Genomic DNA, 13,439 nt, shown 5'->3' with positions numbered 1-13,439 from the left:
GAAGCGGGCGGGGCTTTTTTTGCTCGAGCGGAAAAGATTCGGAAAGAGAGCGCGAACGTGGACGAAACCGCTCTTCGCCGCCTGAAATCCGATTTAGCCAAGCCGCTTGCGGCGGGCGTATGGTACAATGAAGCCAATCCGTGCAGGTTAACATGGAAATCAATGAAAGAGGTGAGGATCATAGCGGTTCAAATTCATATTCAGCATACGCCTAATCCCAATGCGGTTCGCGTGGGAGCCGACGCCGTTTTGTTCGAAGGTCCGAAAAGCACGTCCGTGAAGGCGGGAGAATCCAGCGATCATCCGCTCGCCGCGGCGCTGGTCGCGATCGACGGCGTCGACAATATTTTCGGGATGCGGGATTTCGTAACCGTCAGCAAACTGCCCGATGCCGATTGGGACAGCATTCTTCCGCAGGTGGAAGAGGCATTCCGTCAGGTGTACGAATAAGCGCTCCTTTCAGGAGCGTTTTCGCTTTTCGGCAGGCTGGCAGCAGGTTATTACTATAGAGAGTAAAGAAAGTTGGCAGGTTTCATGCGGATCAACAAATACATCAGCGAAACCGGCTATTGTTCGCGCCGGGAGACGGACCGGCTGATCGCGGCCGGGCGCATTACGATCGACGGGGAAGTCTGCGCCGCCGGCGCCGAAGTTTCTCCCGGCAGTCTCGTCAAGATCGACGGAGAAGACATTCCGCCCAGGGAGAATCCCGTCTACCTGGCGCTCCACAAACCTCGGGGAATCGTCTGCACGCACGACAGAGGAGTATCCGGCAATATCGCGGATTATATGAACTATCCGGTGCGCATTTTTCCCGTAGGCCGGCTCGATAAGGATTCGGAAGGCTTGATCCTGCTCACCAACGACGGTGGCATCGTCAATCGGATGATGCGGGCCGAGTACGGGCACGAGAAAGAATACGCCGTAACGGTGGATAAGCCGGTCACCGAAGAGTTTTTGGGGAGGATGGCCGCCGGAGTCGCCATTTTGGGGACCGTCACGCTCCCCTGCCGGACTTACCGGATCGGCGAGCGGGCTTTCGGAATCGTACTGACCCAAGGGCTGAACCGGCAGATTCGCCGCATGTGCAAAGAATTGGGCTACCGGGTGACGGAGCTGCGCCGCGAACGTATCGTGAATCTGCATCTGGGCGGGCTGGACGCGGGACGCTGGCGGGAACTCGAGGCGGAAGAGCTGGAGGGCCTGCGGGCGGCGCTGGGCGAAGCGAACGATTCCGTCCGTCAAGCAGGGAATCCGGGGCTTCTTCCCGAATAAGAGCGGTGTTCGCGAACGCGGAACAACGCTCTTCGCGCATCGAGCGCCGGACGCGCGGGTACGCAGCGTTCGGGACGGCGCGGCAGGGAGAGACAAAGCGGCGGAAGCGACGTCGCGATTATAGAATGAAGGGGCTGCTTTCGATGTTTGAATTCGACCAGATACCGTTTGCCGCGGAGTTTGCGGAAAATCCCGAGCCGAGATGTCCGTGCATTTTGCTGCTGGACACCTCGTATTCGATGAGCGGACAGCCGATCGATGAGCTGAACCGCGGACTTGCTTCGTTCAAGGAAGAGCTGATGACGGACAGCATGTCCGTCAAACGCATCGAGCTGGCCGTAGTCAGCTTCGGGCCGGTGCAGGCCACGTCCGATTTCGGCACGCCGGACGATTTTTATCCGCCGATGCTGACGGCCAGCGGCAACACGCCGATGGGCGCGGCGATCGAGAAGGCGGTCTCCATGCTGGAGACGCGCAAGAACGTGTATAAGCAAAACGGCATTTCCTATTATCGTCCATGGATCTTCCTGATTACGGACGGGGCGCCGACCGACGACTGGCAGCGCGCCGCGTCGTTGGTACGCGAGGGAGAGGCGGCGAAGTCGTTCATGTTCTTCGCCGTCGGCGTGGAGAACGCCGACATGAACGTGTTGGGACAGATCGCGACGCGGACGCCGCTGAAGCTCAAAGGGCTTCGTTTCGCCGACCTGTTCTCCTGGTTGTCGAACTCGCTGAACTCGGTCTCGCACTCGACGCCGGGCGACCAGATCCGTCTGGAAAATCCGGCCTCTCCGGAAGGCTGGGCGCTGATCTGATGTGGCGGTATTCGAAAGCTTCCGTACGGGGAACATCGCATGCGAAGACGGACAAGCCCTGCCAAGACCGTGCGCTGTGCCGGACCTTCGACGGTCCGGGCGGAGCGGAAGTGCTGCTGGCGGCCGCTTCCGACGGAGCGGGCAGCGCTTCGCGTTCGGAGGAAGGGGCCGAGCTTGCTTGCTCGATGTTTGCCGATGCGGTGGACCGGCATCTGAAGTCCGGCGGCCGCGTCGAGGAGCTTACGCGCGAATTTTGCGAAACGTGGCTCGGCCGGTTCCAGCGGGCGGTGCGGAGGCGCGCGGCGCAGGCGGGCTGCCGTTCGCGCGAGTATGCCTGTACGTTCCTGGCCGCGGTCGTGTGCAAAGATGCGGCGGTCTTCGTCCAGATCGGGGACGGCGCGATCGTACTCTCGGAGAAGGAGGACGACTATATGTGGGAATTTTGGCCCCAGCAGGGCGAGTACGAAAACACGACGTATTTCGCGACGCAGAGCAGCGCGAAAAAAGCGATGCAGCACAGCCTGCATGCCGGCCGGACGTACGGCGAAGTGGCCGTGTTTACCGACGGGCTGCAGCGGCTGGCGCTTCATTATCAGACCAAGACGGCTTACGGGCCGTTCTTTCGTCCTTTTTTCTCCGTATTGAGGCGGTTGGAGACGGCGGAAAATGATCGTTACGACGACTCGCTGCGCAAGTTCCTCGACTCGGAGCGCGTAAACGAGAGAACGGACGACGATAAGACGCTCGTGCTGGCGACCCGAATGATGCCCCGGGAAGACGCGTCATGAAGCGGGCGGCCCGGATCGTCGACGGAAGCGGCAGAGAAGTGGCGTTCGGACGGGAGCTTGGACGGGGCGGGGAAGGCTCGGTATTCGAGATCGCCGGTCGTTCGGATCTCGCGGCCAAGGTATATCACAAGCCGCTGCCCAAGGAGAAGCAGGAGAAGATCGAAGCGATGGTCCGGCTGAAGACGGAACGGCTGCTTCGTTTCACGGTCTGGCCGGTCGACGTGCTGCGCGACGGCGCACGCCGGGTCATCGGCTTCTTGATGCCCGTGCTCAGCGGCAAAGAGATCCACAAGTTGTACGGGCCTAAGACCCGTCTGACGGAATTTCCCCAGGCCGGCTATTCGTTCCTGATCCATACGGCCGCGAACCTGGCTCGCGCTTTTGCCGCGGTGCACGAGGCGGGGCATGTAGTGGGCGATATCAACCACAGCAATTTCTATGTCACGGACCAGGCGACCATTCTTATGCTGGATTGCGACAGCTTCCAGGTTCAATCGGACAGCACGCGTTTCGGCTGCGACGTCGGCATTCCGATGTACATGCCGCCGGAGCTGCAGGGCGCGGCTTCCTTCCGGGGCATCGTTCGCACCCGCAATCACGACAACTTCGGACTGGCCGTCTTCATCTTCATGCTGCTGTTCATGGGACGGCATCCGTTCGCGGGCAAATATTCGGGTTCCGGCGACATGCCGATCGAGCGGGCGATTCGCGAATTCCGCTTCGCTTACGGTCCGGGCGCGTCCTCGCGGCAGATGCAGCCGCCGCCGGGCGCGCTGCCGATTCACGTCCTGCCGCCCGAGGTGCAGTCGCTGTTCGCCCGGGCATTCTCGCAGGATTCCATGACGCGGAGGCCGGACGCGCAGGAATGGATCGCGGCCCTGCAGGATATGGGCGGCAGCCTGGTTCCCTGCGCCGCGAATCCCTGGCATCAGTATCCGGCCTCCGCCGGTTCCTGTCCGTGGTGCGCGATGGAAGGCGCGACCGGAGGCCTTCTGTTTCGGCCTGCGGACCCGGCCCGCGGCTCTGCGGGAGCCGCCGGCGCGGCGCAGACGGGCGGGGTTCACCGCGCGGCGCGCGACTCCGCGGGCGGCTTCCAGCTGCCTGTCGCCTGGACGCAAATCCAGCGCGTTCCCCCGCCTCCCCCGGCTCGGACACTGCCGGAGCCTTCATCGCTGCCTTCGCAGCCGTCCGAGCCCGTCGCCGCCTACTTGCGGCGGCGGAAGCGGCTGGGCGCGCTCTCGATCCTGTCGCTGGCGGCGGCGGCCGGCGTCTGGATCTTCCTGCCGGGCTTCTGGATGATTACGGCCGGCTCGCTGGCCGGATTCAACCTGCTGCTGCTCGCGGCGGGAAGAGGACGCCGCGCGCTGCGTTCCGCGCGTACCGAAGAACGCGATCTTCTGCGTTTGCGGTGGAACGAACTGTCCCGCCGTTACGCCGAGGCCAGCGAACCGCGACCTTTCGCGGACAAGCTGCAGGAGCTTGAACGGGCGAGGAACGAATATCTCTCGCTGGAAAGCTTCAAGGCTGCCGAACTTCGGCGCCTGCAGGCCAAGCAGCGAAGCGGTCAGATGAAGATTCATCTGCGCCGTCACCGGATCGAGCAGGCGCATCTCGACGGCATCGGACCGGGCCGGAAAGCCTCGCTTGCGCTGTTCGGCATCGAGACCGCGCTGGAGGTCGAGACGCATCGTCTGGCGCGCGTGCCGGGCTTCGGCCCGGCGAACACGCGGATGCTGCTCGCCTGGCGCGATCGGATCGAGCGCCGCTTCGTCTTCGATCCGGTGCTCGGCCGGGTGCCTCAGGCCGAAGTGCTTGCCGTGGAGCGTGCGGTCGAAGCCCGCACGCGCGAGCTGGAGCGCCGGCTGTCCGCGGGCGCATCGGAACTGATGCGCATTTCTTCCGGCATCCGCTCGCGCCAGGAAGCCGCGCTGCGCGAGGCGGGCGGAACGGCCCAGGCGCTTGCGCAAGCGGAACTCGACGTGAATGCCCTGTAACGATAAAAAGCGAGACGAACCGAAAGCCGCCTTGTGCGGCTCTCGGTTCGTCTCGCTTTTTTTTGCGTGTTCGGAACCTGTTCATTTTTTGTATATGTGCTTGGGATATGCTTCTGTTCAGGCAAGTGCCGAGCAAGCATAGGTACATATACCATTTAGGAGGGTAACGAAACATGAGAAAGCGAATAAGCCTGCTGGCCGTCGGCCTGCTGCTTGTCGTTCAGATTCTGCAGGGCTTCGGCTTTGTGGCGAACGCAAGCGCGCAGCCGACGGTGACGGAAGCGACGTATACGGCAGAGGGAGCCGGCGGAGCGCCGGAGCAGCCGGAAGTGATCGTAGGCGGCGGAGAACAAACGTCAACCCCGGCAGAAGCGGGCAAGACAGACGCCAAGACCGGACTTTCCGCCCTGGCTGCGCAGCAGAGAGAACCGAAAGCCATGACGGAAAACCTGATCACTTCCGTCGATTTGACGGTATTTGATTCGGCAGGCGGCACGGTGACGGATGCCGTCTACGAACAGGGAGCGAAAGTAAAGCTCGATTTCAATTGGGTACTTGGAGACGGGCACGATTACGTGAAAGGCGACACCTTTACTTTCGATCTGCTCCCGGCAGACAAGTTCGTGCTTTTCAACGACATTTCCGGCGACCTGATGATGGATGACGGGCAGAGCGTCGGCACGTTCGACGTCAATCGGCAAACGCGCCAAGTCGTGATGACGTTTAACGAGTGGATTGCCGAATATGACGCGGTTCAAGGCAAGATCAGCCTGGAAACCCAGTTCGACAAACAGAAAATTACGGGTTCCGCGCAGCAGCAGATCAAATTCCCGATCCGGAGCGGCGAGCAAGTCGTCGATCTGGTGTTCAAAACGGACGTCAAGCCGTTGATGAGCAAAGCGGGAGCCGCGAACGGAAATTTGAATGCCAAAAGCATTAATTGGACGCTTGAAGTGAACCGCGGCGGTCAGACCGTGCAAAATGCGGTCGTGACCGATCCGCTTCCGAAGGGACTGAAGCTGGACCCGAGTTCGGTTGTCGTTTATCCGATGACGATCAATCTGGACGGCACGGTAGCGGCCCAGAGTACGGCTTTGCCGGCAAGCGAGTATACCCTGGGCAACACGGCGGACGGGAACGACTTTACGCTCTCGTTCAACAATCCGATCAGCTCCGCGTATCAAATCAAGTTTTCGACGGACCTGACAAGCGAAGCGGCATTCGTGAACGACGAAGCCGGATTCGAAAACAAAGCGACGTTCGGCGGAGACGGAATCGACGGGGCGAATGCGTCCGCGACGGTCACGGTCAAGTCCGGCGAACTGCTGAACAAAAAAACGACCGGCTACAGCAAAGAAAAACAGACGATCGATTGGGCAATCGAGTACAACTACGGCGAGCAGCCGATCGCAAACGCGGTTCTGACCGATTCGTTCGACGATTCGCACAAGCTGAACGGCAGCGTGAAAGTCTATCGGGTTTCGCTGGCGACAGGCAATCCGGTGAAAGGCGCATTGGTCGATTCCTCGGCTTACGAAGTCACGAACACGCCTGCAAACGGAGGGAAAGCAGGTTTCGTGCTTACCTTTAACGGTCCCGTCGATTCCGCTTACCTGATCGAATATCAGACGGTGGCGGCGGGCGAAGTGTACAAGGACGGCTCCGTCGTCAACGAAGTCACGACGAACGGCGTCACGAAGAAGGCGTCCCGCAGCGTCGTCCAGGTTTTCGGAGAAAAAGGCTTGAGCGGCACGAACTATGCGACGCAGCGCGCGAATTGGACCATTACGCTCAATCAAAACGAAGCGGACATGAATAATCTCAAAGTTACGGACACATTCCCGAACGGCGGATTGACGCTGCTGCCGGGTACGCTGTCGGTCAAGGATTCGAGCGGCGGCACGGTCGATTCGGCCGCTTATACGCTGGCTCCGTACGGAGATCCGGCAAGTTACAGCAAAGGATTTACGCTCGAATTCAAAGGTACGGTCTCCGAAAAGTACACGGTAACGTACCAGACTTCATTCGATACCGACGACCTGACGGGAACGGACAAAACGATGCCGAACCGCGCCCTGATCGCGTGGATCGATACGGTTACTGCCGAGCCGCACACGGTTACGAAAGTAACGCCGTTCGATCCGAACGGCTACACGAAAAACAACGGCTATAAAAACGGTTCTTACAACGCGAAAACCAAGGAAATCACCTGGAACGTAGGCGTCAACTACAACCGGGACAGCCTTGCCGACGCTTCGATCGAAGATACGCTGGAAGCGAACCAGAAGTTGATCGAAGGCTCCGTAAGCCTGCACAAAATGACGATCGCTCCGGACGGTACGCCGACGGCCGGAAGCGAGGTGGCGGAAGCCGACTATGAAGTCGATTACGACGCCCAAAGCCGCAAGCTGGTCGTTACGTTCGGCGAAGCGATCGATTCCGCTTATATCCTGACCTTCAAGACCAGCCTGGAAGGCGAAATCATCAACAACGCGGTCAAAAACACGGCCGTGTTGAAAAAAGGATCGACCGCTTCCGCTTCGCTGACAGGAACGGTCAACATTCCGAACGGCGGCGAATACGTTTCGAAGAAAGGCGCGCAGAACGGGGAAGTCGTCGATTGGCAAATCGTGATCAACGCCGGACAGTCGTACGTAAGCGACGCGTTTATCACCGATATCCCGAGCGCCAACCAGGTCCTTCTGCCGAATACGTTCAAGCTGTACCAAGCCGAAGCCGCTTCGAACGGTACGCTGACGAAATCGGGAGCAGTATTGAAGGACGGCGAAGCGTACACGCTGAAGATCGAGCGCGACGCGCAGGGCAAAGAATCGTTTGTCCTGAGCTTTAACGAAGACATCTCGACCGCTTACATGCTGGAATACCAATCGTTGATTAACGCCAACAACGGCGAAAAAGTGACGAACAGCGTTTCGTTTGCAGGCAACAACGTGAAGGAAGTGACGCTGGATAAGCCGAGCGAAGTTACCGTCGGCGTATCCTCGGGTTCGGGCAGCGGCAGCGGCGTTCGCGGTCAGCTGACGGTCGTCAAAGTCGACGCGCAGGACCCGGCGCAGATGCTGGAAGGCGCGACCTTCACGCTCGACCTCAAGCGAAATGACGGCACGATTGTCCGAATCGGTACGCAGACGACCGGCGCGGACGGCAAAGCCGTATTCACCAAGCTGCTGTCCGGCAGCTACATTCTGAAAGAAACGAATGCTCCGGAAGGTTACGTGCTGGATCTTGCCGCCGCCGAACATGCGGTAACCGTCAATGCTTCCGGCACCAATGCCGTAACGATCAAAAACAGCAAAAAACCGACCGATCCGGTTACGCCTACGGATCCGGAGACGCCTCCGACAGACCCGGGTACGCCGCCGACCGATCCGGTTACGCCTCCGGCAGACCCGGGTACGCCGCCGAGCGATCCGGAGACGCCTCCGGCAGACCCGGGTACGCCGCCGAGCGATCCGGGCACGCCTCCGGTAAACCCGGGTACGCCGACGCCGGAAACGCCGACGCCTAGACCGCCGGGCCTGTACTTCCCGGAATTCCCGCTTCCGACTCCGCTGATCGTGGTTCCGGAAGACGGCTCGCCTTCGGGCGGAATCGAAGTCGATCCCGATCCGGTCACGCCGGAACCTGTGCAGCCTGCGCCGACTTCCCCTGTCGCGCCGCAGCCGGCCGTGCAGCCGGAACCGGACGACAGCGTGGACCTCTTCGACGAGACGCCGCAGGGCGGACTGGATGTCGATCCGGATGCCGTGCCGGTACCGCAGGAGCCTTCCCCGTTACAGTCGCCGGACGAACCGACTCCTTCCGGAGCCGCAGCGCCTGCGGGCGGCCTGCTGCCGCAGACGGGCGAAAGCGACCAACTGCCGCTTCGCGCCGCCGGATTCGGACTGATCCTGCTCGGCCTTATCGGATTCCTGCTGGTTCGGAAACACAGCACCGAAAAACAAAATTGATTTGCAGCTGTGCATGAATTCCCCCAATCCCCCTCATCAAGCTATAAGAAAGGCCGCTGCCGAAGTGCGAATGCACTTCGGCAGCGGCCTTTCCGCATTCAAAACTCGGCAAGGGAGAACCGGGCGAAGCCGAAGCTCATCCCGCGCCCGAGCGAAGAGCGGCGGGCAGGGCATCGGTATCGGAGAATTCGCCCGCATTCCAACGCTCGTACCACTCGGACAGCATGTGCGGCATCTCTACATCCAATTCCTGCTCGAACAGACGCTCCGCCTGCCGATATTGAACGTCCACGGCGCCGCGGTCGCCCAGCAGCGCGTACGCCTGCAGCAGGCCCAGATGCGCATGCTCGGAATAAGGATGCAGTTCCGTCAGCTTTTTGTACTCGGCGGCCGCTTCGACGCTTCTCCCCTGCTCCAGCAAAAACAAAGCCAGACCCGAAGCATGGTGAAAGTGGATCGCGCTCAGCCTTTGACGCTCGCCCTGCGCCCAAGCGTAATCGTAATCGGCGAAATATTCGCCGATGTAAAGCCGGGACAGCCGAAGGTGCTCGGCACAGTTGGCTTCGTTCACGGGGCCGAGCGATTGCACGCCGGCTTCGAACCGATCGACGTCCAGCGAAGCCTCGCCCAGACGAAGCGTATAGCCTTCGCCGCCGCTTGCGTTGACGATCTCCGCGCCGATGCCGCTCTGTTTAAGGCATTGGCGAATCTGATAGATGGTCGTATACAGATAAGTGGATGCCTGTTTGAACGGCGAATCCGGCCAGAACTGCTGGAGCAGCGCGCCTTTGCCGACAAAGCGCTCGCGATGATGGACCAGGTAAGCGAACAATTCCTGCGCGCGGGTCGTACGCCAGCGGAACGGCTTCACATCCGCCGCGGGTTCCGGCAGGGCATGGGCTCGCAGCGTTTTGAAGCAGCCGATCACCGTTTCCGCCGTTTGCGTTTCCGGTTCCGGAACGGTTTGCCTTCTTCCGTTCAACCGGGACAAGGTCTTGGCCAGCCGGACCCGCTGGACGGGCTTGAGCACGTAATCGAGCGCGTTGAGCTCAAACGCTTCGATTGCGTATTTGTCGTATCCGGTGACGAATACGATGTCCGAATCGGGGCTTGCCTGCTGCATCATTTCCGCGGCCTGCATGCCGTTGATCTCGGGCATTACGATATCGAGAAAAATGACGTCCGGCCGGTTTCGTCGCGCGGCTTCGACGGCCGCCGCCGGATCGGTGTAAGATTCGATATTTCCGAATTCCGGAAGCTCGCGCAGCAGCTTTTCCATATGCATCACGGCCAGCTTTTCATCGTCGATCAGCAGAGCCTTCATCATGTTCGTTTCACCTCTTTACGATTTTGCGTTTAGTCTGAAGCCATTTCGCCGTTCGGCTTGGCCGCATACGCCGCCGGGATGCGGAACGATACGGTCGTGCCGGCTCCCGGTCGGCTGTCGATCGCCAGGCCGGAACCGTACATCCGCTTCAGCCTGCGATCCGTGTTCAGCACGCCGATGCCCTGCCGGCCGCTGCGGGCGGGAGTCAGCAGGCTCCGCACCATGTCTTCATCCATGCCGACTCCGTCGTCGCGGACCGTGAACACGATGCCGTCGCTGCGGAGTTCGGCGTTCAGCGAGACGGACCCGCCTTTGGAACGGCTGAGCACGCCGTGCCGAACCGCATTTTCCACCAGGGGCTGGATGCAGAGCGGCGGCAGCATGATTTCGTCCGGGTCGATCTCTTCCGCGATATTCACCTCGACGCGCAGACGGTCCTCGAAGCGCATCGATTCGATGTACAGATAAGAACGGACCAATTCCAACTCCCGTTCCAACGGGACGAGCGGACGGGAACTCCAGTAATCGAAGCTGATTTTGAGGTACGAGCCGAACGCTTCGATCGTCTCGTTCATCCGATCCAGATCGATCCCGCTCAGCGCCGTAATAGAATTCAGGGCGTTGAACAGAAAATGGGGCTGGATCTGGGCCTGCAGATAAGCGGCTTCCAGGCTCAAACGTTCGCTTACCGAGCGCTTGAGGTCGGTTAACGCCTTGACCCGGTAGTTCAGCTCCAGCGCATCGGCCGGCTTGGAGAGATAGTCGTTCGCGCCCGCCGCAAATCCGGCATAAATGTCTTCCGGCCGGCTGCGCGCCGTCAGCAGCAGGATCGGCAGTTCCGCTCGGGAATACCGCTCGCGAATGCGGGCAGACAGTTCGTAGCCGGACATCTGCGGCATCATGACGTCCGCGATGATCAGATCCCAAGGGCATTCCTCCAGCCGTTCCAACGCTTCGGCGCCGCTTAAAGCGGAAGTCACGCGGTAATGTTCTTCGGGCAGCATGCTGCGCAGCACGCGAAGGTTGACCGGATCGTCGTCGACGGCGAGCACAGTCGGCCGGGAATCGGAATCTTCCGGCCCGTCGTTCCAGCCGGGTTCCCCGCCGCGAACTTCGGCCAAGCCGGCCGCGGCCGGGTGCGCGGGCAAAGGCGACTCGCGGCGCTTTTCCGGCGCTTCGGCAATCCGCCGGACATCGGCGTCTTCGTCGAAAAGGAACAGGGCCCCGGCAGGGGCATCGGCGTTCCTCCGGTTCCCGGAAAGCGGCTCTCCGACGGAGACTTCCGCAAGCGGCAGAGAAAAGAAGAAGGAAGAGCCCCTGCCGGGCTCCGATTCCGCCCGAAGCTCGCCGCCGTGCAGTTCGGCCAAGCTGCGGCTGATGCTGAGCCCCAGGCCGATCCCTGCCGCGTTGCGCAGCGAATCGCCCTGTTCGTACGGGGAGAAGATTCGCGCAAGCTCCCGGCCGTCGATGCCGATTCCGGTATCGGAAACCCGGATTTCGGCGTGCCCGCCGACGACTTCGGCCCGCACGGTTACCTCCCCCGAAGGCGTGAATTTGATGGCGTTATGCACAAGGTTGAACAGAATCTGCGTCAGCCGCTTCTCGTCCGCATAGACGGCAGGGAAGCCATCGGGGATCTCCAACTTTAATTCCAGCGGCTTGCCGGCTGTCATATACCGAAGCATGTCCAGGACGCCGGCGGCCGCGGACTGAACTTTGACCGGCCCCGGGCGAACGGTCAGCCGGTTTTCGCGCAGCTGCGAAACGTCGAGCAGGTCGCCGAGCAGCACGTTCATGCGGCGGCCGACCTGGCCGAGCAGCTGCAGATCCCGGCGGGAGCGTTCCGTCAGCGCGTCTCCTTCGGCAGCGAGGACGCTGTCCGCCATATTGATCATGCCGTGCAGCGGCGTGCGCAGCTCGTGCGAAGTGTTGGCCAGGAAATCCGCTTTCGTCTGATTCGCTTTTTGAAGCTCTGCCGCAAGTCCGGCCAACGCCCGGTGGTTGCGGAAATAATGCCTGATCGCATAAGCGACTGCGCCGAGGAAGGCGAGCAGGATATCGAAGGCATAAAAGCCCGGCTCGACCCAACCCGCATTTTTGAAGCCGCCCCAGATCAGGGTCGAAGTCATGCCGGCAGCCGCGATTAACAAAAATACGGCTCCGCGATCTTTAAGAAGAATGTGGCGAATCAGCAAAATCGGTACCCAGAAGGAAGGGAACAGCGTAGCGACGCTGAAGACGCCGATCCTTGCGGAATAAAGTCCGGCTTCGACGGGAGCCAGTACGATGAACGCGCCGTAAAGCCACGCCAGCCCGAAGTAAATCCGGTACTTCCGCTGACGCTCGGGCTCCAACGCGAAGGAGACGGCGAGTTTCAGCATCAGGGTGGACATGGCGGCATAAGCGAAAATGGAAATCTTTTTGGCCGCCGCATAATCGAACGGCCATACGGCCAGCAGAATTTTGTCCTCGTCCAGCGAAATGCTGAACATGGCCGCGATCAGAAGCAGGGTGAACAGCAAAAAGACTTTATCCCTTTTGCTGAACAAGTAGATCATGGCGCTGTACAGCGCGTGCATGAGCAGGATGGCGAGCGTGATCAGCTGCATGCCGACGTTGTAGGTCCGCTCGGAGTTGATCGCGTTGGACGAACCGAACTTGATCGAGCGTACGATGCCGCCTCTGCGGGCATTCTCGAAATTGGCGGCTTCGACCACCAGCTCGATTTCCGCCGTTTCCGGCAGCGACACCAGCTCGGTATTGACGTTCGCGATATGGGCTTCCTTGGTCTCGGAGGGGCGGCCGAGTCCGTCTTTTAATTCATTGTTGACATACAGGCGAAAGGAGGTTTGCACCTCTTTGACCATAAGCTTATAAGAAAAATCCTGCGAAGGATCGGTCAGAATGCGAAGACGGTAGCTGCCGAATCCTTCGGCCGAGTCGGAGCCCGTTCCCAGCCTGCCTTTCCAATTCGCGGGCACCTCGATCAAATCCGGACGTCCCTCGCCGGAAACACCCGAGCGGATGAAGCGGCCGGGGTAAAATTCCCACTCTCCGTCGAGCCGCAGCGTATGCCAGTTGTCGAGCTTCGTTCCCCGAAGGTCGAGCACGCCGTTCGAAGCGCGGGGCGCTCCCTGCATAGAATAAGGGTTAGTCAGCACGAGGCGCAGTCCCGCGAGAACGACCAGGAGCAGAATCAGCATCAAAAATACCGAAAGGGTAGGCGATAGCCGAAAAGGTGTTTTGGTTTTTTTAGAGGTAGAGTGTCT

Annotated in this window: 8 protein-coding genes; 6 read left to right on the top strand and 2 right to left on the bottom strand. The window is 60.5% G+C overall.

All coding sequences use genetic code 11. The annotated features are described in order from the left end of the window. Window positions 1-57 precede the first annotated feature (57 nt). The 6 genes from GYN08_RS07710 (at window position 58) to GYN08_RS07685 (ending at window position 8,843) form a co-directional block, all read left to right on the top strand. A complete protein-coding gene (locus GYN08_RS07710; protein WP_328802904.1) occupies window positions 58-450 on the top strand; it encodes a NifU N-terminal domain-containing protein in 393 nt (130 codons plus the stop codon). Between the two features lie 84 nt (window positions 451-534). After that, window positions 535-1,275 (top strand): pseudouridine synthase, encoded by a 741-nt coding sequence (locus GYN08_RS07705; RefSeq protein ID WP_166273823.1) that lies wholly within the window; start codon window positions 535-537, stop codon window positions 1,273-1,275. Window positions 1,276-1,418: 143 nt separating this feature from the next. Beyond that, window positions 1,419-2,090: a vWA domain-containing protein gene (locus GYN08_RS07700; RefSeq protein ID WP_166273603.1), complete on the top strand. Its 672-nt coding sequence runs from the start codon at window positions 1,419-1,421 to the stop codon at window positions 2,088-2,090. Further along, window positions 2,090-2,878 carry a PP2C family serine/threonine-protein phosphatase gene (locus GYN08_RS07695; RefSeq protein WP_166273602.1) on the top strand — a complete coding sequence of 263 codons (789 nt, stop codon included), beginning with the start codon at window positions 2,090-2,092 and terminating at the stop codon, window positions 2,876-2,878. Before GYN08_RS07700 ends, GYN08_RS07695 begins: the two co-directional genes overlap by 1 nt. Then, window positions 2,875-4,872 (top strand): protein kinase domain-containing protein, encoded by a 1,998-nt coding sequence (locus GYN08_RS07690; protein WP_166273601.1) that lies wholly within the window; start codon window positions 2,875-2,877, stop codon window positions 4,870-4,872. The genes GYN08_RS07695 and GYN08_RS07690 overlap by 4 nt, the downstream gene beginning before the upstream one ends. Window positions 4,873-5,045: 173 nt before the next feature. Beyond that, complete coding sequence (locus GYN08_RS07685) at window positions 5,046-8,843, top strand: collagen binding domain-containing protein (protein ID WP_166273600.1); 3,798 nt, start codon at window positions 5,046-5,048, stop codon at window positions 8,841-8,843. Between the two features lie 136 nt (window positions 8,844-8,979). Here the strand turns inward: GYN08_RS07685 and GYN08_RS07680 are convergent, their stop codons facing one another. Both GYN08_RS07680 and GYN08_RS07675 read right to left on the bottom strand, forming a co-directional pair. Continuing rightward, the gene (locus GYN08_RS07680; RefSeq protein WP_166273599.1) at window positions 8,980-10,170 is read right to left on the bottom strand and encodes a response regulator; all 1,191 of its coding nucleotides are present in this window, start codon (window positions 10,168-10,170) and stop codon (window positions 8,980-8,982) included. A gap of 29 nt (window positions 10,171-10,199) precedes the next feature. Then, the gene (locus tag GYN08_RS07675; protein WP_235945999.1) at window positions 10,200-13,373 is read right to left on the bottom strand and encodes an ATP-binding protein; all 3,174 of its coding nucleotides are present in this window, start codon (window positions 13,371-13,373) and stop codon (window positions 10,200-10,202) included. Window positions 13,374-13,439 lie beyond the last annotated feature (66 nt).

Origin of the sequence: Saccharibacillus alkalitolerans (assembly GCF_011090185.1) — a bacterium.
Classification (GTDB): Bacteria; Bacillota; Bacilli; order Paenibacillales; family Paenibacillaceae; genus Saccharibacillus; species Saccharibacillus alkalitolerans.
This window is presented reverse-complemented; position numbering and strand designations above follow the sequence as displayed.

Bases quoted from the DNA above. Each gene is read 5' to 3' on its own strand.
- GYN08_RS07705 (WP_166273823.1), top strand. From the start codon at position 535: ATGCGGATCAACAAATACATCAGCGAAACCGGCTATTGTTCGCGCCGG.
- GYN08_RS07700 (WP_166273603.1), top strand. From the start codon at position 1,419: ATGTTTGAATTCGACCAGATACCGTTTGCCGCGGAGTTTGCGGAAAAT.
- GYN08_RS07695 (WP_166273602.1), top strand. From the start codon at position 2,090: ATGTGGCGGTATTCGAAAGCTTCCGTACGGGGAACATCGCATGCGAAG.
- GYN08_RS07690 (WP_166273601.1), top strand. From the start codon at position 2,875: ATGAAGCGGGCGGCCCGGATCGTCGACGGAAGCGGCAGAGAAGTGGCG.
- GYN08_RS07685 (WP_166273600.1), top strand. From the start codon at position 5,046: ATGAGAAAGCGAATAAGCCTGCTGGCCGTCGGCCTGCTGCTTGTCGTT.
- GYN08_RS07680 (WP_166273599.1), bottom strand. From the start codon at position 10,170: ATGATGAAGGCTCTGCTGATCGACGATGAAAAGCTGGCCGTGATGCAT.
- GYN08_RS07675 (WP_235945999.1), bottom strand. From the start codon at position 13,373: ATGCTGATTCTGCTCCTGGTCGTTCTCGCGGGACTGCGCCTCGTGCTG.